Genomic DNA, 20,475 nt, shown 5'->3' on the forward strand with positions numbered 1-20,475 from the left:
GACCCAGCCGACCGGGCAACGAGCCCAGCGAAACCCGGCCACCGGCAAGAACGAGTCGCTCCCGTCCAGCGAGACTCGAAGCCGCCTGGCAGGACAAGCTGCGGGCTGACGGGTGCCGCTGCGCGTCCCGGAACCCCCGCTATCCGAGCGCCGAAGCCACAGTCTGGCTAGGCTGGCCGTCCGCGTCGACGTCGTGGAGGGCGCAAGCTGGTATGGCAGGCACACCGAAACACAACGACTCCGGTTATCTCGGTTCGGCGGGCGGGACCTCGTGTTATCTGGTGCGCACGAACCGTCCGTGGGAGTCCGGCATCGACGGTATCGCGGTTTCCGTCGGCGGGACTCTCGGCGGCCTCGGCCGTGCGGTCCGGGAGCAGTTTCCGGACGCGGGCTGGGATTCCGTCGACTACGACGCGATCGTCCCGGAGCGGCCGTTCGTGCTGGACCTCCGCAGCGCCGGGAGCTCGCTGAAGTTCGCCGTGCTCGTGACGCCGCACGAAGACGGTGCGTTCGGTCTGCCGTCGTTGCCTGCGATCGCGACTGCCACCGAAACCGGCATTCGGTTCGCGGCGAGTGCGGACTCGATCGCGCTCGGGTTTCCGTTGCTGGGCACCGGCGATATCGGGCTCGGGGAAGCGGAGGTCGCCGCGGTGGCGATTCCGGCGGCCGTCCGGGCACTTCAGGAAACCAGCGGGCTGCGCAGCCTTGTCTTCGTCTGCAACTCCGAAACGACCGAGGACGCGATCCGCGCGGCCTGGAAGCGGGCGGGGGCCGCTAGATTTTCCGCCGTCGAATTGGCCGGCGGCATCTCGAACGATCTGGTCGATCCGACGCTCGGCATCCCGCTCGACCGCGATCGGCTCGGGGTCGCGCCCTACGTGTCGATGCTGGCTACGGTGATCGCCGACCGGAGCACTCTGCCGCCGCTGTCGGTCGGGGTGTTCGGCGAATGGGGGTCCGGCAAGAGCTACTTCATGGGGCTGATGCGGGACGAGGTGGACCGGCTCGCGGGCTCGGGCAATCCGGCTTACTGCGGCGAGATCGTCCAGATCGGGTTCAACGCCTGGCATTACGCGGACCGCAATCTGTGGGCCAGTCTCGGCGACGAGATCTTCCGCCAGCTCGCCGGTCCTGGCCCGAATGCGCAGCAGCGCCGCGAGCAGTTGCGCGAGGAACTCGCCAAACGGCTCGATCAGGTCACCGAACTCGAGGACGCTAAGCGCCAGGCGCAGGCGACCGCCGCGAAACTTCAGGCGGACGTCGACAAGGCCGCGCTGAGCCGGAAAGACATCGCGAAGGTGCTGATCCGGTCGTTGACCGGCAGCCGGGAAGTATGGCGCCGTCTCGGGATCCAGGACGAGGCCGAGCAGGGTGCGCTGCTGGTCGAGCAGTTGCGCGGCACGTTGTCCGAAGCCGAGGCGTTGCGCAGATCGCCGAAGGGGCGCTGGGGCAAGGCAGCGTTGATGGCGTCCGCGGTCATTCTGTTTATCGGTTTCCTCGTCGCCGCGGCCACTCCGGTCGCGCGGGAGTGGCTGGCCGGGGTCGGTGCCGGGTTCGCCGCGGTGGCGGGCGCCGGGGTCGTGCTGCTGAGCCGGGCCCGGTCGGGAATCCGGGAGTTGCGCGAGCTCAGCGAAGACCTTCGCCGCGGCGTCGACCGGGGCACGCGGAGAGTCGCGCCTGAGGTCGTCCGGATGCTCGAGGAGATCCGCCGGGCGGAGACTGATCAGCGGGTCGCCGAGGCTCAGCTGGAAGAGGTGGTGGCGAGGGTCGGCGAACTCGGCCGGGAGCTGACCGCGCTGACTCCGGGCCGCAATCTTTACGCGTTCCTCGCCGATCGCGCGCACGGCGATTCCTACCGGCGCGACCTCGGGCTGATCTCGACCATCCGCAAGGATTTCGAGCAGCTGGTCGACCTCATGGCCGACTGGCGGGCGAATCCCGGCTCGGGCGGCACGCCGATCGACCGGATCGTGCTGTACATCGACGACCTCGACCGGTGCAGCTCGCGCCAGGTGGTCGAGGTGCTGGAGGCAGTGCACCTGCTGCTCGCCCTGGAACTGTTCGTGGTGGTGGTCGGCGTCGACCCGCGCTGGCTGACCCGGTCGTTGCGGAGCCACTACGACGGGATGCTCGACGATTCCCTCGACGACGGCAGGCTCGCTTCCCCGGAGGACTATCTCGGGAAGATCATCAACCTGCCGTTCGTGCTGCCCGCCATGTCCGAGGGGAGCCTGCGCAGCCTGCTGCGGTCGCTGACCGACGACCGCCTGCTGGAGCCCGCGGGCGAGGAACGGCCGCGAACCCAGCGGATTCCGTCCCCGGACCGGACGCTTCCGGACTTCGCTCCCGAGATCGAGAAAGGGTCCGAAGTAGACAGTCAGAGCCGTCCGGAGCGGGCCGCGGATCCGCCGCGTCCGCTCACGCCCGCGGAGATCGACCTGTTGTCCGAACTGGACGTGCTGATCAGCACCCCGCGCGAGGCGAAGCGGCTGTTCAACCTGTACCGGATGCTTCGCGCGACCCGGGACCTTTCCGCGGCGTCGCGTTTTCTCGGCGACAACCTCGAACCCGGCGACTACCAGGCGGTGGTGGCGTTGCTCGGTCTGCTCACCGCGCCGCGGCTCGTGCTCGAAAAGGCATTGGACACCGCGCCGGACCCGGACCGGTCGATCACCGGCGGCCTCGTCCACCGTTCGCCGGACGACACCTGGGCCGGGTTCGTGGCCGACTGCGCACCGCGGCGGAACGGCGAGGTCTGGCAGAACCCGGTCGCCGGGACGCTCTGCGACAAGGAACTGCGGGACTGGCGGCAACTGCACCGCGGCCTCGCCCACGTGTCGACCGCGCTGCGCATCGACACTCTTTCCCGGTTCCAGCAATGGGTTCCGGCGGTCCGCCGGTTCTCCTACGTCCTCTCCCCCACGACCTGAAGCCACGGCGCCGGGACGAGGTCGGCAGCCCCGAAGCCGGGCGCGACGAGCGGCGCTGCCACGACTTGGCCAGCGAGGCCCTCCGGTGCGCGGCTTCCCGCTGCGCACCGGAGTGCCTCCCGCTGCGCAACGGTCATTTCCGGTTGTACAGCCGCATGGTCAGCGTCCCGAACACCGCGGTCAGCGCGGCCGCCGCGATCAGCGTCCACATGATGGCGCTGCCGTCCCAGGCTCCGGACATCGTCGAGCGCACCGCGGTGACCAGGTGGCTGATCGGGTTGGCCGAGACGCCGGCCTGGAGCCAGCCGGGCATGGTGGACGGGTCGACGTAGATGTTGCTGAGGAACGTCAGCGGCATGATCACCATCATGCTGACGCCCATCACCGATTTCTCGGACCTCAGCAGCAGCCCGAACATCGTCCACACCCACGACAGCCCGAACGAGAACACGAGCAGCAGCAGGACTCCCACGGCCACTCCGCCGATCCCGCCGTCCGGGCGGAAGCCCAGGATCAGGCCGACGACCATGATCACCACGGACGCGATCAGGTACCGCAGCACGTCGCCGAGCAGGTAGCCGACCATCGGGGCGGGCCGCCAGATCGGGAGCGTGCGGAAGCGGTCGAACACGCCCTTCTCGATGTCCGTGTTCACCGCGACGCCGGTGTACATCGTGATCATCACGACGCTCGACGCGAGGATGCCCGGCAGGAAGAACTGCAGGTACTGCGTCGGCGAACCGGCCAGCGCGCCGCCGAACAGGTAGGTGAACATCAACGTCATCATGATCGGGAACGCGGTGACGTCGAACAGCTGCTCCGGCACGTGCTTGATCTTCAGCACGGCCCGCCAGCCGAAGGAGAACGACGCGGACAGCGCGCTCGGCCGAGGCGGCCGTTCGGTGGCGAGCAGGACCGCGGCCAGCTCGTCCGGCTTCGGGGCCGCGAGGTCGAGATCGGGTTCCTTGACGGTGGTCACGCCGCCTCCTCGGTGGCTGTGCGGTCGGTGAGGGCCAGGAAAACCTCGTCGAGGCTGGGCTGGCCGAGCGAGAACGTGTCGACGATGACGCCGGCCTTCGCGAGCTCCGCGAGAGCCCGCGACGCGCGGTCGGCGGCGGCCTCGTGCGCGTCCGACGACAGCCGGGCGGTGATCGCGACCGGGTCGTGATCCAGTTGCACGGTGGCGGAAAGCGCGCGTTCCAGCACTTCGGCGGCGGCCGCGCGCTGGTCGGCGTCCCGCAGTCGCAAGTGGACGGCGCCGACCCCGACCGAGGCCTTCAGCTCGCCCTTGGTGCCCTCGGCGATGACGCGGCCGTGGTCGATCACCGCGATCCGCGACGCCAGCTGGTCGGCCTCGTCGAGGTACTGCGTGGTGAGCAGGACGGTGGTGCCCTGCGCGACGATCGCGCGGACGATGTCCCACACCTGGTTGCGGCTGCGCGGGTCGAGGCCGGTGGTCGGCTCGTCGAGGAACAGCAGGTCCGGCGTGTTGAGGATGCTCGCGGCGATGTCGAGCCGCCTGCGCATGCCGCCGGAGTAGTTCTTGACTTGGCGGCGCGCGGCTTCGGTGAGCCCGAACGCCGCGAGCAGCTGAGCCGCCCGATCGCGCGCGGCAGCGCTGCGGTGCCCCAGAAGCCTGCCCAGCAGCACCAGATTCTCTTGCCCGGTCAGGTCTTCGTCGACCGACGCGTACTGGCCGGTGAGGCTCACCCGGCTGCGCACGGCGTCCGCTTCGCGCACCACGTCGTGGCCGAACACCCGCGCTTCGCCGCCGTCCGGGCGGGACAACGTGGCGAGCATGCGGACGGTGGTGGTTTTGCCCGCGCCGTTGGGCCCGAGGACGCCGTACACGGTCCCGGCGGGCACCACGAGGTCGACCCCGTCCACCGCCCGGGTCTCGCCGAACACTTTGACGAGCCCGGAAGTCTCGATCGCCGGTTCCCCGGCTGCGTTGCTCATGTCTGTCCTTTCCCCTCAGTTCCTCATCCGCGATACGGCCGCGCGCGCCGGCCCTCGCGCAGTGCCAGTCCCCACCAGATCAGTTCGTCCAGTAGAGCAGAGACCGCGTGACCTGCGGATTCCCCGTGCGGACCCGCGCCGGGGTCACCGCATTCGTGCTCGAGCAAGTCGAGGCACACCGAATCCCGCACCGTCGCCGTGTGCAGTTCGGTGAAGACGTCCCGAAGGTGCTCCACCGCGTAGCGCCCGGCCGCGCGGTAGCCGTAGGAGACGAAGCCGACCGGTTTGGCCCGCCATTCCTCGTACGCGCAGTCGATCGCCTGCTTCAGCGACGCCGGGAAGCTGCGGTTGTACTCGGGCGTGACCACGACATACGCCTCGGCCACCGCGATCCGCTTCGCGAACCCGGCCATGACAGCTGTCGGCTCGGCCGGCAGCCGGGCCGGGATCGCGAACGTCGCGAGGTCGAGCACGTCGAGCACCACCCCGCCGTGCCCGGCGGCCCGCTCGACGAACCATCGGCCGATCTCGCCGCCGACCCGGCCCTCCCGGGTGCTGGCGACGAGCACGGCTACCCGCAGCTCCTCGTCCACACTTCTTGGGCGCCAGATCGGTGCGCGAGGGTGCCAGGTTGGATCTAGCGGGCTGTTTTTGCTGGCCAGGGAGACGGAGGGGAAGGGGCCGCGAGTGCGGAGGGAGGCGGATGAGAGAGGTGCGAGAAGAGATCTGGCAAGTCAGAGGCCTAGGCGAGCCAGGAAAGATGACGCAGGAAGGGCGGCGGAGGGAGACGCGCACCCGCAGCCTGCCGAACTCAGGTCCGTGAGGGGAACCCTGACGGAATCAGATTCCCTCAGGGCGGCCCTCACGGACGGCCTGATCGGGGCCCGCGGTCCCGTCAAAACTTGGTACCCGTGACCGGCGAAGCGTCCCAACAACCCCGCCGGTCACGGAGTTTCACTCTGCGCGCAGCGCCAGCGCCACCGCGCCCAGCAACGCAGCGTCCTGGTCGAACCGCGCAGGCACCAACTCCGGCGGGAACGGCACCGCGGCCGCCAAACGTTCCCTCAGGGCAGGCAAAAGCACATCAGCCGACCGAACCAACCCACCACCAACGGCGATCCGCGAGGGATCGAAGGCGATCGCCAGGTTGGCCACGTGCATCGAAAGCTCGTCCAAAGCCGAAGTGACCAGCTCCTTGGCCTCCGTGTTCTCCCGCGCCAAGGCGAACAACTCCCCCGCCGTGACCGGGCGGCCGAGCAGCGCGGTTGCCCGCGTGCCCAGCCACCGGCCTCCGACGGCTTCCTCCAGCGGCGCCGCTCCGCCGGAGAAACCGTCAGTGTCTTGAGGGGTGCGCAGGTTGTACCCGATCTCCCCGGCCGCCCCGTTGGCTCCGGTCAGCAGGCGGCCGCCGACCAGGACCGCGGCGGCGATGCCGGTGCCTAGCGAGAGGAATACCGCGGGATCGGCGCCGGCCAGAGTGCCCCAGGTCCATTCGGCCAGGGCGGCGGCTTTCGCGTCGGTGCCAACCGCGACCGGCACACCGGGGAAGGCTGCTGACACCAGTTCGGCCAGGTGGAGTTCTTCCCAGCCGGGCACGTTCGGGGCCAGCAGGATCCGGTCCGGCAGCACGATTCCCGGGCTCACTACGCCGATCGCGGCGGGCTGAGCACCGGAAGCCAGCTCGACAGCGGCGGCCAGCGCCCGGGCGACCACCTGTTCGGCGCCCGCTTCGGCGTCGGTGTCCAGGCGGCGGGTCGCCCGCAGCGTGCCGGTCCGGTCGGACAGACCCAGCGCCACTTTCGTGCCGCCGAAGTCGATGCCCAGGATCAGGTCTTCCGATGTCACTCGCGGGTCCCCTCGATGACCGGCGGGACAGCGCCCTGGCTGTCCCGGTGCGGACCGGCCGGCACCACGACCCGGCCGGTGTTGAACCCGTCGACGCTGACGGTCGGGCCGGCGCCGTGGAGGTCGGCGGCCCGGTAGCGGACGGTCAGCGTCTGCGACTGGCCCGGCCACAACGTGATGTCGTTGTCGTCCCAGGTCGCAGCTGGCAGCTGGGAACCGTCGGTAGAGCGGCGCAGGTCCGCGCGCAGGAAGAAACTGACCGCGGAGGCCTTCGACGTATTGGTGACGGTGACCGTCGTCGCGGTGTCCGTGCCGTCCGGGCCACGCGAGGGGCGCGTCGACGCAGTCACGTTCACCTGCGACTTCGGCAGGTCGCGAAGTGCGGTCAGATCGCCGTACTGGCTCATCGTCGCCTGCGGGTTCTGCAGCGTCTTCGCCCAGTCCACGACGTCCTTCTGCGTCGACATCCAGTAGACGTTCCGGTCCACAACCTTCCCGGCTTGCCGCACCTGCAGCTCCACGAAGTACACCTGCGCCTTCGCCGGTGCCTTCGTCTCAGCCGGGACCTTCGGCTTCAGCAAGCCGGTCGCGACGCCTTGGCTGTCCAGCGAAACCGCCGGAGCGGTCTGGTCGTCGAGCACCTTGCCCGCGGTGTCGTATACCTTGGCCTGCACGGAAATCCCGTTCTGCCGCGCGGCACCCAGGTTGGACAGCGCGACGGCGCCGGTGTCGTAGGTGTACAGCGCGTGCAGCGGCTTATTCGCCTTCTGCGCACCGAAGTACGCGCCCGGCTGGTCGCCGTCGTTGTTGTACAGCGACCACAGCAGCGTCGGCCAGCCCTTGTTCAGCTGCCAGTACACGACGCCGGTCGACGGGTTCTTCTTGTCGTTGGCGTGCGCGAGGAACGCCTCGAACTGGGATCGGGTGTTCTCGTAGTTCGCGATCTGCGCGGACTCCACATAGGACTCCAGCGAATCCCATTTCCCGTACCGGCGGGCGATCGACTCGTCCAAGGTGTACAGCGTGCCGAACTTGTAGCCGCCGTGCCCGGATTCGTAGTTCGCGTGGTACTGGTTGTACGCCGGGTCCTGCCACAGTTTCGCCTGCTCCTCCGGCGACAGGAACCGCCGGATCGAATCCAGCGTCGGCACGGTGTGCCCGGCGCTCTGCTCGCTCGCGAAACCCCAGGCCCCGCCTGCGTTCGTGCGGCTCGGGTCGGTCTTGTCGAAGGTCGACGAGTCGTACCAATAGGTCGGCGGGACCCAGTCGTAAGGGCCTTCCTTCTCCCCTGACGGGCCGAGCGTCTTGGTGCTCTTGTACTCCGCCGACGCGATCACCGGCACGTCCCAGTCGGCTGCCTTGAACGCGCTCAGCGTCTCGGTCTCCTGCCGCGGGATCGGCTCGTTGTCGCTCCAGCCGTAGGTGATCACGCTGGGGTGGCTGCGTTCGGCCTGCGCGATCGAGTACGCGGAATCGTGCATGATCCGGTAGTCGCGGTCGGTCAGTTTCTCCGGATGCTCCGGCTGCCAGGCGTCGCAGCAGAGGAATCCGCCGAGCACCAGCAGTCCGGCGCGGTCGGCCTGCTCGTAGAAGTCCGCGGGCATGTCGTGGCCTTCGAGCCGGACGCCGGACAGGCCCAGGTTCTTGATCAGCGCGAGCTGGTGCGCGATGTCGGCCTTGTCGTAGCGCAGGAACAGGTCCGGCGCGAAACCGCCGCCGCGGAACACGAAGTCGCGGCCGTTGACCGCGAACTTCCGCGCGCCGTCCGGCAGTGCCGGGGACTTGCCGATCAGCTTCGACGTCACCGTCCGGATCCCGAACGTGTCCGACGACGAAGTCGACACCACGCCGCCCTGCGAAACTGTCGTACCCAAGGTGTACAACGGCTGTGCACCCATTGAGTACGGCCACCACACTTGCGGCTTGACGATCTTCAACTGTGGGAACTTCGCGGGCGTGAACGTCACGGTTTGCTTGGCGTGCGCGGGAATCGTGACGTTCTGCTTCACCACGATCGGCGCGCCGCGGCCCGGCGGCGTCACCGTCGCGGCGACCTCGCCGGTCTGCGGCGAGCCCGCGTCATTGGTGACGTCGACCTTCGCGGTCAGCGAGGACGTCGACAGATCCGCCGCGTTGTCCTGCACGACGTGCGCGTTGTCGCCGCTCAGCGCGTCCGACAGCTGCAGCGTGGGCGGGTACTGCAGGCCGGTGTTGTTGTCCGGCACGATCTGCGCCCAGTCGGCCTGGTCGAGCGTGTACATCGAATTCGGGTCGTTCGGGTACATCTTGACCGCGAGCGTGTTCTTGCCCGGCCGCAGGAACTTCGTGACGTCGAAGGTGTGGCCCGCGTACGCGCCGCTCACCACGTCCTTGCCCGCGACGAGCGTGCCGTTCACCCACACGTCGCCCTCGCCGACGACACCCGGGACGGTCAGCTTCGCGTTCTTGCCCGGCCGGAAACCGGGGTCGAAATCGGTGCGGAACCACCACGGGTCCATGAACTGCTTCGTGACCACCGGTCCGCGCTTCGTCTGATAGCCGAAGCATTTGCGCATGTTGTCGGAGTAGAAAACATTGGGGCACTTGCCGTTTTGCACCAGCGCGTTGATCTCGGTGCCCGGCGCGCCCGCGTCGTCCGGCTTCACCTTGAGCCAGCCGTGCGTCGGGTAGCCGGGCTTCGACACCGCCGTGCCGTCGTCCTTGACCTGCGCGGTCGTCAGCACCTGCCAGCCGCCGAGCCCGATCGTCGACGGGCCCTGCGGACGGGATGCCGCCGCTTCCGGTTGCTGCGCCGAAGCAGTGGCCGTGACTATGCCGGGGAGGAGGACCAGCGCGGCGATCCCCGCGATCAGCGGTTTCTTCACGACTCCACCCCCGAGACCGGCTGGGCCGCGAACGCCTCGCGGATTTCCTTGGGACCGAACGGCCACACCTTTTCCTTCGAGGCATAGACCAGGAAGGCGATGACCCCGAGAACGATCCAGCCGATCGACAGCCAGATCGAAAGCCAGCTGGCCGATACGTACACGTAGACCCAGCCGATGCACGCGATGATCGTCGGCACCGGGTACAGCACCTGCCGGTACGGCCGCTTGAGGTGCGGCTGACGGCGGCGCAGCACGACGATCGCCGCCACCTGCGCGAGCGACTGGATGATCACCAGCACGGTGACCGCCGCGTTGATCACGTCAGTCAAAGTGAACAGCGAACCGATCGCGGTGATCGCGCCCATCGCGAGCACGCCCGCGGTCGGGAGGTTCAGCTTCGGGTGCAGTTTGCCGAACACCGGCAGGAACACCTTGTCGCGCGCGGCTTCGAACGGCACCCGCGACCCGCCGAGCAGGCCGGCGAACACCGAACCGACGGCGGCGATCACGATGAAGACGGTGATGATCTTGGCGGTCACCGAACCCCACGCCTGCTCCAGCACCGACGACGCCACCGACGTCGCGTTCTTGATCGACTCCAGCGGCTGCGAGCCGAGAACGCCGACCTGCAGCAGGAAGTAGAGCGTCATGATGCCGAGAATGGAGAAGATGATCGAGCGCGGGAGCGTGCGGCCCGGGTTCCGGACCTCGCCGCCGAGGTACGCGCTCGTGTTGTAGCCGAGGTAGTCGTAAACGGCGATGACCAGGCCCGCGCCCAGCCCGGACCAGAACGCGCCGCCCGAGCCGAAGGCCCCCGGGGTGAAGTCGAACGCCTGGTGCGCGTCGAAGTGCGTGAAGGCCGCGATGATCACCGCGAGAACGGCGAACAGCATGATCAGGAACAGCGCCGTGGTGAGCTTGCTGATCTGGCCGATCCGGCGGAACAGCGCGAGCACGATCAGCACGACGAGGCCGATGCCGATGACCTTGCCCAGCGGGGTGACGCCGCCCGCGTCGGTCACGCCCGGCACCAGATAGCCCAGGTACTGGACCAGCCCGATGATGCCGGTGGACATGATGAGCGGGATGAACAGCACCGCGCTCCAGGCGAAAAGGAACGGCATCAGCCGCCCGGAGCGGTACTGGAACGCTTCGCGCAGGTAGATGTAGGTGCCGCCGGCCCCGGGCAGCGCCGCGCCCAGCTCGGCCCACACCAGCCCGTCGGCGAGCGCGATGATCGCGCCGATGATCCAGCCGAACATCGCCTGCGGGCCGCCCATGGTCGCGACCATCGCGGGGATGGTGACGAACGGGCCGATCCCGCACATCTGCGTCATGTTGATCGCGGTCGCCTGCAGCGGCCCGATCCGGCGTTCGAGACCGTTCCCCGGAAGGGTCGCGGAGTCCCCCGGGCGGGTGGGTGAGCTCACGTCGTGCCTCCATCCAATAGTTAGTAAAGCTTCTTAACATAAGATGAACGGGGTGCGGAAGGGCTGCGTCCGGAAAGTTGCCGAAACCGGTGCGGGAGTGGGAGAAGGGGACGGTGGGGCGCGGGCCCGCCGCGAGGATCGCGCAACGGCGGGAACGGGCGTTCCGACCGGATGGCGCCGCTGACCGGGAGTCACCACACCCCAGCGCAGCGCGGCAACCTGCGCGGACGGGCGGAAAACCGGCTGACGGGCGGCCCTTCCGGCTGCCAGACTGCTTCTCGTCGTCCATTTGGCCGGGAGCGTTCGCCTGATGTCCCAACCGATCTTGCAGACCGAGCGCCTCCGGCTGGCCCCGTTGTCCGCCGGACATCTCGAGCACCTGGTCGAACTCTCCGCCGACCCGGAGGTGATGCGCTACCTGACCGGTGTGCAGACCCGGGAGCAGTCAGCGGACGAGCTTCGGCGAACCCTCGCGTACGCCGGTCGCGGCCTCGGTTGCTGGGCCGGTTTTGTCGACGGCGCTTTCGCCGGTTTCTGGTCCCTGCGCCCCGGCGAATCCCCGAACGAGGCGGAGCTGGGATACCGGATGCTTCCCGGGTTTTGGCGCAAAGGACTCGGCAAGGAGGGTGCTGGCGAGATGCTGCGGCACGGTTTCCGCGGCCTAGGACTCGACCGCGTCTACGCCAGGACGGCAGCGGGCAACAAAGCCTCCCAAGCGACGATGGCCTCTATCGGGCTCCGGCACGTGCGGGACTTCGTCGCCGACCCCGAGCACTTCGCACCGGGCGCCGACCTGCACGCGGTCGAGTACGCCGCCGGCCGCGAAGACTGGCTGGCCCGGAACTTCGCCTGATGTCCCCGCCGATCCTGCACACCGAGCGCCTCCGGCTGGTCCCGTTGTCCGCCGGACATCTCGAGCACGAGATCGAACTCTCCGCCGACCCGGAGGTGATGCGTTACCTCGGCGGCGTGCGGACCCGGGAGCAGTCGGCTGAAGCGCTTCGGAAACTGCTCGCGGACACCGCGCCGGGCCTGGGTTGCTGGGCAGGTTTCCTCGATGCCGATTTCGCCGGCTACTGGGCCCTGCGCCCCGCCGACGCGCCGAACGAGGCCGAGTTGGGATACCGGCTGCTCCGCAGGCATTGGCGCAAAGGGCTCGCCAAGGAAGGCTCGCTCGAACTGCTCCGGTACGGATTCCGCGACGTCGGCCTCGACCGCATCTTCGCCGGGACGGCCGTGGGCAACAAAGCCTCCCAAGCGACGATGGCCGCCATCGGACTCCGGCACATCCGCGACTTCGTCTCCGACGACCCCGACTACTTCGCACCGGGCGACGACCGCCACGCCGTCGAGTACGCCCTCCGCCGCGAGGAGTGGCTAGCCCGGAACTAGCGGAAACACGTTCACTCCGGCGCGCCGCGGAGGCGGCTGGCACCCCGCCCCGGCGACCCCATATCGTTGCGCGGGCAGCCGTCCGGAGGTGGAACCCGAACCGTGCCCGACTACTACGCGGTACTCGGCGTGGGGAAAACCGCGTCCCCCACGGAGATCAAGGCCGCCTACCGTCGGCTGGCCAAGACGCTGCACCCGGACGCGGGCGGCACGGTCGGCACCTTCCAGCTCTTGCGCGAGGCCTACGACACCCTCGCCGACCCCAACGAACGCGCTCGTTACGACGCCGGCGTCCCGGCCGCGTCGGTGCCCAAACCCCGGCCCCGGCGGCGATTCGGCGAGCAGCCCGGCTACCGCCCGGAAGCGCCGGACATCGACCCGGAAAGCCTGGAGTGGTGGTCGTTCGCCGCGGCCGACCCGCGGATGCGGCACGGGCGGCGGCGCGGGCCAGGGCATACGCCGGTCGTCGCGGCGGTCGCCGGCACGGTGCTGGTGCTGTTGCCGCTGCTCGCCGGGATCGACTTCACGCCGCCGGTGCTGGTCGTCTGGCTCGCGCTGACCGCGGGCACCGCGCTGCTCGTGCACCGGCTCGCTCGCGGCTATCTGTCCGCGCGTCGCGCCCGGCACGAGTTCGCCGAGGAATTCGGCGGCAGTGCGGTTTTCGGCTCCCCGGGCGCCGAAGCCGACGAGCTGGCCGAACGGCTCACCGCCGACCTGCTGGAGCGGTATCTGACCCGGCTGCCCGGCGCGCGCATCTTCCACGGTCTCGCGTGGCCCGGTTCGGTGTTCGCCGACGTCGACCACGCGGTGCTGTGCGGAAAACGCCTGGTGCTGGTCGAGTCGAAGCTGTGGCTGCCCGGGCACTACGAAACCGCCGAGGACGGACGGCTGCTGCGCAACGGGCGCCCGTTCCGCGGCGGCGGCACCCAGCTGGAAGAAAGCCTCGACCGCTACCGCGAACTGCTGCCCGGCGTCGCGCTGCGCGGCGCGATGATCGTCTACCCGAGCCGCGACGGCGAGGTCACCACCGCCGAACCGGACGGCGAACCCGGTCCGCCGATGACGCCCGAGCAGTTCCTGCACGAGATCGGCGGCTGGCTGTCCGCCGAACCGTCCACTGTGGACCACAACGCGCTGCGCACGGTCCGCGCGCAGGTCACCGGGTCCGGCAGGGCGGCCTGACTCACCGGGGACATATCCGGCACGTGTCACTCTGAGTACATGACAACAGTGTCCGCCGACCGCCGTCCCGCCCTGCTCGCGCTGGCTGGCATCGGCGCGCTCGCGCTCGGCGCCGTGCTGATGCTGTTGTTGCAGGTGGTGCCGCCGACCGACGAGATCAGCGCGACCTGGCGGACCATCAGCGAATACGGGCTGTCGGACCACAAACGGGTGTTCGACCTGGCTGTCGTACTGGTCGCGGCCGGTTCGGCGGTCGCGTTCGCCGTGCTGCGTCTGCAAGGCCGCCTGCCGGTCCTCGCCGCGGTGTTCGGAGCGTTCTGGACAGCCGGGTTGCTGGTGATCGTCGCGTTCCCGAAGACCGACTGGGCCAACGCGGCAGCCTCCGGAGCAGGCGGCACGCTGCACCGGATCGCCAGCGTCGTCGCTTTCGTCTGCCTTCCGCTCGCAGTACTCATCTCGGCGCGCACGGTCTTCCCGGACTCGCCGCGCCGCCGGTTCCTCGCCCGCGCACTCGCCGTGGCGTCGCTCGCGTGGTTCGCGGTGATCCTCGGCGCGGTCGCGGTCGCCGCGCTGACTGACCAACGCTGGTGGCTGCTGATCCCGCTGGGCCTCGTCGAACGCGGGATGGCCCTCACTGAACTCGTCGCGCTGGCCGCGCTCGCCGCCCCGCCGCGAAGCCGCCGCTGACTCCTCCCCGATCGGACGAGGGGCTCGCGATCGCCGCGTAATAAGCGTACGCTTAGCCGCCAGCGACAGGTGCCGCGCCGTGGCATCCTGCGCAGGCAGTCCGAGCGTGCCCCAGCCTGTCCGGACGCGCCGAGCAGGCTTTCCCCGACGATGAGGAGATCCCCGTGACCGCTTCCCGTGTGGCCATCGTGACCGGAGCCGGCCGTGGCATCGGCGCCGCCGTCGCCCGCCGCCTCGCTTCCGACGGGTTCGCCGTCGGCCTGCTGGACCTCGACGAGGCCGGGGTCAAGCAAGGGGCGGAGGCGATCGTCGCCGACGGCGGCCGGGCGGTCGGCGTCGCGCTGGACGTCAGCGACGCCGGGCAGGTCGAGGCCGCGGTGACCCGCGTGGCCGAGGAGCTCGGCGCGCCGACCGTGCTGATCAACAACGCCGGCATCACCCGCGACAACCTGCTGTTCAAGATGACCGAACAGGACTGGGACTCGGTGCTGAACGTGCACCTGCGCGGTTCGTTCCTGATGACCCGCGAGGTGCAGAAGTACCAGACGCAGGAGAAGTGGGGCCGGATCGTCAACCTGTCCAGCACCTCCGCGCTGGGCAACCGCGGGCAGGTCAACTACGCCGCGGCCAAGGCGGGCATGCAGGGCTTCACCAAGACGCTGGCGATCGAACTGGGCAAGTTCGGCGTCACCGCCAACGCGATCGCGCCCGGGTTCATCGCCACCGACATGACCGCGGCGACCGCCGAGCGCGTCGGCATGAGCTTCGAGGACTTCAAGGCCGCGGCCGCGTCGCAGATCCCGGTGCAGCGCGTCGGCACGCCCGAGGACATCGCGAACGTCGCGTCGTTCCTGGTCAGCGAGGGCGCGGGATTCGTGTCCGGCCAGGTCATTTACGTCGCCGGCGGACCGAAGGACTGATCGCGATGCGCGTGTTCTCCGACGTCGCCGAACTCGCCGAAGCAGTCGGCAAACCCTTGGGCACGAGCGAATGGCACACCGTCAGCCAGGAGCAGGTGCAGCTGTTCGCCGACGCCACGGGCGACCACCAGTGGATCCACCTCGACGCCGAGAAGGCCGCCGCGGGCCCGTTCGGCACGACGATCGCGCACGGGTTCCTCACGCTGTCGCTGATCCCGGCGTTCCTGCCGGAGATCTACCGCGTCGACGGCCTGAAGATGGGCATCAACTACGGGCTCAACAAGGTGCGGTTCCCGCAGCCGGTGAAGGTGGGCTCGCGGGTGCGCGGGACCGCCGACCTGGTCGAGCTGACCGACGTGCCCGGCGGCAAGCAGGCCGTCGTGCGCTGGACCGTCGAAATCGAGGGCGAGGACAAACCCGCCTGCGTCGCCGAGATGGTTTCCCGGCTCATCCTTTGACCGCCCGCCCGCGCCCCAATGTGGCATTGGGTGCATCTGACGCACCCAATGCGGCATTCGGTGCGTCTCACGCACCCAATGTGGCATTGGGGCGATCGCCGACCTCGCACGAACTGGAGTCCTTCCGATGACCGAAACCGACCCGCCCGGCCTCGATCTGGCGAGGCTGCGCGCCCATCTCGACCGCGAGCGGCCCGGGCTCGTCTCCGGCGCCCTCACCGCGGACGTGGTGCAGGGCGGGCGGTCCAACCTCACCTATCTCGTCACAGACGGCATTCAGCGCTGGGTCGTGCGCCGTCCGCCGCTCGGGCACGTGCTGCCGACCGCGCACGACATGCGGCGCGAGTTCCGCGTGCTGAGCGGGCTGGCCGGGACTCCGGTGCCAGTGCCGGAAACCGTTCTGCTGTGCGAAGACGCGGAGGTGCTCGGCGCGCAGTTCTATGTGATGGAGTTCGTCGAGGGCACGCCGTACCGGACCGCCGACGAGCTGGAGCAGCTCGGCCCGCAGCGGACGCGGGCGATCGCCGATTCGCTGGTGGACACGCTCGTCGACCTGCACGCGGTCGATCCGGAAGCGGTCGGGCTCGGCGATTTCGGCCGTCCGGAAGGCTTTCTGGAACGCCAGCTGCGCCGGTGGAAGAAGCAGCTCGACGGTTCGCGCAGCCGCGACCTGCCCGGCGCGGACCGGCTGCACGACCAGCTCGCCGCGGCGATCCCGGCGTCCGGCCCGCCCGCCATCGTGCACGGCGACTACCGGCTGGACAACGTGCTCGTCGACGGCGAGGACCGGATCACCGCGGTGCTGGACTGGGAGATGTCCACGCTCGGCGACCCGCTCACCGACCTCGGCCTGATGATCACCTACGCGCAGCGGGACCAGCTCTCGCTGCCGATGGTCTCCAACGCCAGCAGCGCGCCGGGCTACCCGGACACCGACGAGACGATCGCCCGCTACGCGCAGCGTTCCGGCCGCGATCTGTCGGCGCTGAACTGGTACGTGAGCTTCGCGTACTTCAAGCTCGCGGTGATCCTCGAGGGCATCTACTTCCGTTTCCAGCAAGGCAAAACCGTCGGCGAGGGCTTCGACCAGATCGGCGCCGCCGTCGCACCCCTCATCGAGCAGGGCAGCAAGACGCTCACCAAGGAGAACTGATGGACTTCGCGTTCGACGCCCGTACCGAGGAACTGCGCGGGCAGCTGCTCGAATTCATGGATTCGCACGTCTACCCCGCCGAAGCTGTCTTCCACGAGCAGCTGGCCGCGCGCACCGACCCGTGGTCGCCGCCGCCGGTCGTCGACGAGCTGAAGGCCGAAGCACGCAAGCGCGGGCTGTGGAACTTCTTCCTTCCTGGAGATCACGGTGCGGGGCTGACCAACCTCCAGTACGCGCCGCTGGCCGAGATCACCGGCCGCAGCCCGCACCTCGCGCCCGCCGCGGTGAACTGCGCCGCGCCGGACACCGGGAACATGGAAGTGCTGACCATGTTCGGCAGCGAGCAGCAGAAGAAGCAGTGGCTGGAACCGTTGCTGGCCGGGGAGATCCGCTCCGCGTTCGCGATGACCGAACCCGACGTGGCGTCGTCGGACGCGCGCAACATCGCGACGAGCATCCGCCGCGAGGGCGACGAGTACGTGATCAACGGGCGCAAGTGGTACATCACCGGCGCGATGAACCCGAACTGCAAGATCTTCATCGTCATGGGCAAGACCGATCCGGACGCGCCCGCGCACAAGCAGCAGAGCATGATCCTGGTCCCGCGCGACACTCCGGGCCTGACCGTCGTGCGCGGCATGCAGGTGTTCGGCTACACCGACGGCGACCACGGCGGGCACGCCGAGGTGCTGTTCGAGGACGTGCGGGTGCCCGCGGAAAACCTGATCGCCGACGAGGGTTCCGGGTTCGCCGTCGCGCAGGCCCGCCTCGGCCCCGGCCGCATCCACCACTGCATGCGCGCGATCGGCATGGCGGAGCGGGCGCTGGAGGCGATGTGCCGCCGCACGCTGTCGCGCGAGACTTTCGGCCGTCCGATCGCCGATTCGGGCGTGGTGCAGGACTGGATCGCCGAGGCGCGCGTGCGGATCGAGCAGCAGCGGTTGCTGGTGCTGAAGACCGCGTGGCTGATGGACACCGTCGGCAACCAGGGCGCGCACACGGAGATCCAGGCGATCAAGATCTCCACTCCGCTGGCCGTCGAATGGATCCTGGACAAGGCGATCCAGGCGCACGGCGCGGGCGGCGTTTCGCAGGACTTCCCGCTGGCGGAGATCTGGGCCGGGGTGCGCACGCTGCGGCTCGCCGACGGTCCGGACGAGGTGCACAAGCGTTCGCTGGCGCGGCGTGAGCTGAAGAAGTACCGGACGGAGGCGGGCAAGTGACCGCCGAGGAACTGCGGGCGCAGGTCGCCGCTTTCCTCGCCGCGCACGACCCTGCTGAACTGTCCGCTTTGGACTTCCTGCGGGCTCGCTTCGACGCCGGGCTCGCCTGGGTGCACTTCCCCGAAGGCCTTGGCGGACAAGGAGCTCCTCGTGCGCTGCAGGGCGAGGTCGAGGCCGCTTTCGCCGCCGCTGGCGCACCGGACAACAACCCGCGCCGGATCCTGATCGGGCTCGGCATGGCCGCGCCGACGATCCTCGCGTTCGGCACCGAGGAGCAGAAGAAGCGCTACCTCCGTCCACTGTGGACCGGCGAGGAGGTGTGGTGCCAGCTGTTCAGCGAACCGGGCGCCGGCTCCGACCTCGCCGCGCTGGCCACGCGCGCGGTCCGCGACGGCGACGACTGGGTCGTGACCGGGCAGAAGGTGTGGACGTCCAGCGCGCATCTCGCGCAGTGGGCCATCCTCGTCACCCGCACCGACCCGGACGTGCCGAAACACCAGGGCATGACGTACTTCCTGTGCGACATGACCGCGCCCGGCGTCGAGGTCCGGCCGCTGCGGCAGATCACCGGCGAGGCGGAGTTCAACGAGGTTTTTCTGACCGAGGTGCGGATTCCGGACTCGCAGCGGATCGGCGCGGTCGGCGAGGGCTGGAAGGTCGCGCAGACCACACTGATGAACGAACGCGTCGCGATCGGCGGCACCGCGATGCCGCGGGAGGGCGGCATGATCGGGCTCGTCGCGAAGACCTGGCGGGACCGTCCCGAACTGCGGACGCCGGAACTGCGCGACCGGCTCGTGCAGCACTGGGTCGAAGCCGAATCGCTGCGGCTGGCCGGAGAACGGCAGCGGCAGCAGCTCGCCGTCGGCGCGCCCGGTCCGGAGGGCTCGGCGATGAAGGTGGCGTTCGCCGAGCTGAACCAGGAGCTGTCCGGCCTGGAGCTGGAGCTGCTCGGCGAAGAGGGCCTGCGCTACGAAGACTGGACGATGCGCCGTCCGGAACAGGTCGACTTCTTCGGCCGCGACGCCGGGTACCGGTACTTGCGCGCCAAGGGGAACTCGATCGAAGGCGGTACCTCGGAGGTGCTGCGGAACATCATCTCCGAACGCGTGCTGGGGCTGCCGTCCGAGCCGCGGGTGGACAAGGACGTCGCCTGGAAGGACCTGCCGCGATGAGCACGCCGGACCTGCTGTACTCGGAGGTGGAAGAGGACCTGCGGTCCTCGGTGCGGGCGCTCCTCACCGACCGCGCCGGGCCCGCCGCCCTGCTCGCGCGGGTCGAGACGGACGCGCCGTACGACCTCGCCCTGTGGAAGACCCTGGCCGCCGACCTTGGGACCGCCGGGCTCATGGTGCCGGAATCCCTTGGCGGACACGGGGCTTCGACGCGCGAGGTCGCGGTCGTCATGGAGGAACTGGGCCGGAGCGTCGCGCCAGTGCCTTACCTGGGCAGTGCCGTGCTTGCGACTGCCGCGCTGCTGGCCGCGGGCTCGGAGCTGCTCCCCCAGCTCGCTTCCGGCTCGATGATCGGCGCGCTGGCGGTGCCTTTGTCGACTGCTCCGGGTTCCGCTTTCCCCGCCACGGTTTCTTTTCTCGACGGAACCTTGACCGGGCGAGTGTCCACAGTGGCCGATGCGTCGGTCGCGGATCTGCTGATCGTTCCGGCCGTCGGTCCTGATGGCCCTGGTCTTTACGCCGTGGACGCTTCGGCGGCGACCGTGGCCGAGGCCGTGTCGCTGGACCTGACGCGCCGGGTTGCCGACGTGACGCTGGATTCCGCTGCGGCACAGGTGATTTGCACTGGTTCGGCCGCTGCGGAAGCTTTGGAGACCGCGTTGACCACCGCGGCTGGGTTGCTGGCTTCGGAGCAGACCGGGATCGCTGAGTGGGCGTTGACCGAGACTGTGACTTACCTGAAGGGGCGGTACCAGTTCGGCCGTCCGGTCGGGGGCTTTCAGTCGCTGAAGCACCGGTTGGCGAACCTGTACACGGAACTGGTGAACGCACGCGCGACGGCTCGGTACGCGGCGGATGCGCTGGCGACCGGGAACGACGTGCCGATCGCGGTGGCGGTCGCGCAGGCGCGGGTGTCGCCGATCGCGGTGCACGCGGCCGAGGAGGCTGTCCAACTGCACGGCGGGATCGGGATGACGTGGGAGCATCCGGCGCATCTTTATCTCAAACGGGCCAAGAGCGATCAGATCGCTTTCGGCACGCCAGGGCGGCATCGGGCTCGGCTGGCTGATCTGGTGGATCTGCCTGCCTGAGGTTTCGTGCCGTGAGGAGAACCTGGCTGTGATTCCCCATGCCGGGACCTTGAGGCGGCGCTACGGGTGCGGTTGAGGCGCGTCTGCCCAAGCCCAGGTCCGTGAGGGGAACCCTGAGGGAATCAGAGTCCCTCAGGGTTCCCCAAAAAGCACCGGGTAGTAA

General features: G+C 69.3%; 17 protein-coding genes. 11 read left to right on the forward strand and 6 right to left on the reverse strand.

Annotated features, from left to right (window positions below):
* Nucleotides 1-212: 212 nt before the first annotated feature.
* Nucleotides 213-2,930 carry a P-loop NTPase fold protein gene (locus ABZX37_RS40755; RefSeq protein WP_354748965.1) on the forward strand — a complete coding sequence of 906 codons (2,718 nt, stop codon included), beginning with the start codon at nt 213-215 and terminating at the stop codon, nt 2,928-2,930.
* Nucleotides 2,931-3,063: 133 nt separating this feature from the next.
* On the opposite strand, the gene ABZX37_RS40760 is transcribed toward ABZX37_RS40755, so the two are convergent.
* The 6 genes from ABZX37_RS40760 to ABZX37_RS40785 form a co-directional block, all read right to left on the reverse strand.
* On the reverse strand, nt 3,064-3,909 hold the full coding sequence (locus ABZX37_RS40760) for an ABC transporter permease (RefSeq protein WP_354748966.1): 846 nt from the start codon (nt 3,907-3,909) through the stop codon (nt 3,064-3,066).
* A complete protein-coding gene (locus ABZX37_RS40765) occupies nt 3,906-4,889 on the reverse strand; it encodes an ATP-binding cassette domain-containing protein (RefSeq protein ID WP_354748968.1) in 984 nt (327 codons plus the stop codon). The genes ABZX37_RS40760 and ABZX37_RS40765 overlap by 4 nt, the downstream gene beginning before the upstream one ends.
* A 23-nt stretch (nt 4,890-4,912) precedes the next feature.
* Nucleotides 4,913-5,482, reverse strand: a complete 570-nt coding sequence (locus ABZX37_RS40770) for an NAD(P)H-dependent oxidoreductase (protein WP_354748970.1) — start codon at nt 5,480-5,482, stop codon at nt 4,913-4,915.
* 361 nt (nt 5,483-5,843) lie between these two features.
* Nucleotides 5,844-6,734, reverse strand: coding sequence for an ROK family protein (locus ABZX37_RS40775; RefSeq protein ID WP_354748972.1), 891 nt, complete (start codon nt 6,732-6,734; stop codon nt 5,844-5,846).
* Nucleotides 6,731-9,598 carry a sugar-binding domain-containing protein gene (locus tag ABZX37_RS40780; protein WP_354748974.1) on the reverse strand — a complete coding sequence of 956 codons (2,868 nt, stop codon included), beginning with the start codon at nt 9,596-9,598 and terminating at the stop codon, nt 6,731-6,733. Before ABZX37_RS40780 ends, ABZX37_RS40775 begins: the two co-directional genes overlap by 4 nt.
* On the reverse strand, nt 9,595-11,031 hold the full coding sequence (locus tag ABZX37_RS40785) for an APC family permease (RefSeq protein WP_354748975.1): 1,437 nt from the start codon (nt 11,029-11,031) through the stop codon (nt 9,595-9,597). Before ABZX37_RS40785 ends, ABZX37_RS40780 begins: the two co-directional genes overlap by 4 nt.
* A 310-nt stretch (nt 11,032-11,341) precedes the next feature.
* Here ABZX37_RS40785 and ABZX37_RS40790 point away from each other — a divergent pair, with 310 nt between their 5' ends.
* From ABZX37_RS40790 to ABZX37_RS40835, 10 genes are all read left to right on the forward strand, one after another.
* Complete coding sequence (locus ABZX37_RS40790; RefSeq protein ID WP_354748976.1) at nt 11,342-11,884, forward strand: GNAT family N-acetyltransferase; 543 nt, start codon at nt 11,342-11,344, stop codon at nt 11,882-11,884.
* A complete protein-coding gene (locus tag ABZX37_RS40795) occupies nt 11,884-12,423 on the forward strand; it encodes a GNAT family N-acetyltransferase (protein WP_354748978.1) in 540 nt (179 codons plus the stop codon). The genes ABZX37_RS40790 and ABZX37_RS40795 overlap by 1 nt, the downstream gene beginning before the upstream one ends.
* A 102-nt stretch (nt 12,424-12,525) precedes the next feature.
* Nucleotides 12,526-13,605 (forward strand): DnaJ domain-containing protein, encoded by a 1,080-nt coding sequence (locus ABZX37_RS40800; protein WP_354748980.1) that lies wholly within the window; start codon nt 12,526-12,528, stop codon nt 13,603-13,605.
* Between the two features lie 39 nt (nt 13,606-13,644).
* A complete protein-coding gene (locus ABZX37_RS40805) occupies nt 13,645-14,292 on the forward strand; it encodes a DUF998 domain-containing protein (RefSeq protein ID WP_354748982.1) in 648 nt (215 codons plus the stop codon).
* A gap of 158 nt (nt 14,293-14,450) precedes the next feature.
* Nucleotides 14,451-15,212 (forward strand): 3-oxoacyl-ACP reductase FabG, encoded by a 762-nt coding sequence (gene fabG, locus ABZX37_RS40810; RefSeq protein WP_354748992.1) that lies wholly within the window; start codon nt 14,451-14,453, stop codon nt 15,210-15,212.
* Nucleotides 15,213-15,217: 5 nt separating this feature from the next.
* Nucleotides 15,218-15,670, forward strand: a complete 453-nt coding sequence (locus ABZX37_RS40815) for a MaoC family dehydratase (RefSeq protein WP_116203019.1) — start codon at nt 15,218-15,220, stop codon at nt 15,668-15,670.
* A gap of 127 nt (nt 15,671-15,797) precedes the next feature.
* A complete protein-coding gene (locus tag ABZX37_RS40820) occupies nt 15,798-16,823 on the forward strand; it encodes a phosphotransferase family protein (RefSeq protein WP_354748984.1) in 1,026 nt (341 codons plus the stop codon).
* On the forward strand, nt 16,823-18,046 hold the full coding sequence (locus tag ABZX37_RS40825) for an acyl-CoA dehydrogenase family protein (RefSeq protein ID WP_354748986.1): 1,224 nt from the start codon (nt 16,823-16,825) through the stop codon (nt 18,044-18,046). The genes ABZX37_RS40820 and ABZX37_RS40825 overlap by 1 nt, the downstream gene beginning before the upstream one ends.
* Nucleotides 18,043-19,221 carry an acyl-CoA dehydrogenase family protein gene (locus tag ABZX37_RS40830; protein WP_354748988.1) on the forward strand — a complete coding sequence of 393 codons (1,179 nt, stop codon included), beginning with the start codon at nt 18,043-18,045 and terminating at the stop codon, nt 19,219-19,221. Before ABZX37_RS40825 ends, ABZX37_RS40830 begins: the two co-directional genes overlap by 4 nt.
* On the forward strand, nt 19,218-20,312 hold the full coding sequence (locus ABZX37_RS40835) for an acyl-CoA dehydrogenase family protein (protein ID WP_354748990.1): 1,095 nt from the start codon (nt 19,218-19,220) through the stop codon (nt 20,310-20,312). The genes ABZX37_RS40830 and ABZX37_RS40835 overlap by 4 nt, the downstream gene beginning before the upstream one ends.
* The last annotated feature ends 163 nt before the right edge of the window (nt 20,313-20,475 follow it).

The organism is Amycolatopsis sp. NPDC004079 (assembly GCF_040610415.1).
GTDB classification, from domain to species: Bacteria; Actinomycetota; Actinomycetes; order Mycobacteriales; family Pseudonocardiaceae; genus Amycolatopsis; species Amycolatopsis halotolerans.

What these genes read in the sequence shown, in the direction of transcription:
- ABZX37_RS40835 (WP_354748990.1), top strand. Translation starts at nt 19,218, where the DNA reads ATGAGCACGCCGGACCTGCTGTACTCGGAGGTGGAAGAGGACCTGCGG.
- ABZX37_RS40795 (WP_354748978.1), top strand. Translation starts at nt 11,884, where the DNA reads ATGTCCCCGCCGATCCTGCACACCGAGCGCCTCCGGCTGGTCCCGTTG.
- ABZX37_RS40815 (WP_116203019.1), top strand. Translation starts at nt 15,218, where the DNA reads ATGCGCGTGTTCTCCGACGTCGCCGAACTCGCCGAAGCAGTCGGCAAA.
- ABZX37_RS40820 (WP_354748984.1), top strand. Translation starts at nt 15,798, where the DNA reads ATGACCGAAACCGACCCGCCCGGCCTCGATCTGGCGAGGCTGCGCGCC.
- ABZX37_RS40765 (WP_354748968.1), bottom strand. Translation starts at nt 4,889, where the DNA reads ATGAGCAACGCAGCCGGGGAACCGGCGATCGAGACTTCCGGGCTCGTC.
- ABZX37_RS40825 (WP_354748986.1), top strand. Translation starts at nt 16,823, where the DNA reads ATGGACTTCGCGTTCGACGCCCGTACCGAGGAACTGCGCGGGCAGCTG.
- ABZX37_RS40755 (WP_354748965.1), top strand. Translation starts at nt 213, where the DNA reads ATGGCAGGCACACCGAAACACAACGACTCCGGTTATCTCGGTTCGGCG.
- ABZX37_RS40805 (WP_354748982.1), top strand. Translation starts at nt 13,645, where the DNA reads ATGACAACAGTGTCCGCCGACCGCCGTCCCGCCCTGCTCGCGCTGGCT.
- ABZX37_RS40790 (WP_354748976.1), top strand. Translation starts at nt 11,342, where the DNA reads ATGTCCCAACCGATCTTGCAGACCGAGCGCCTCCGGCTGGCCCCGTTG.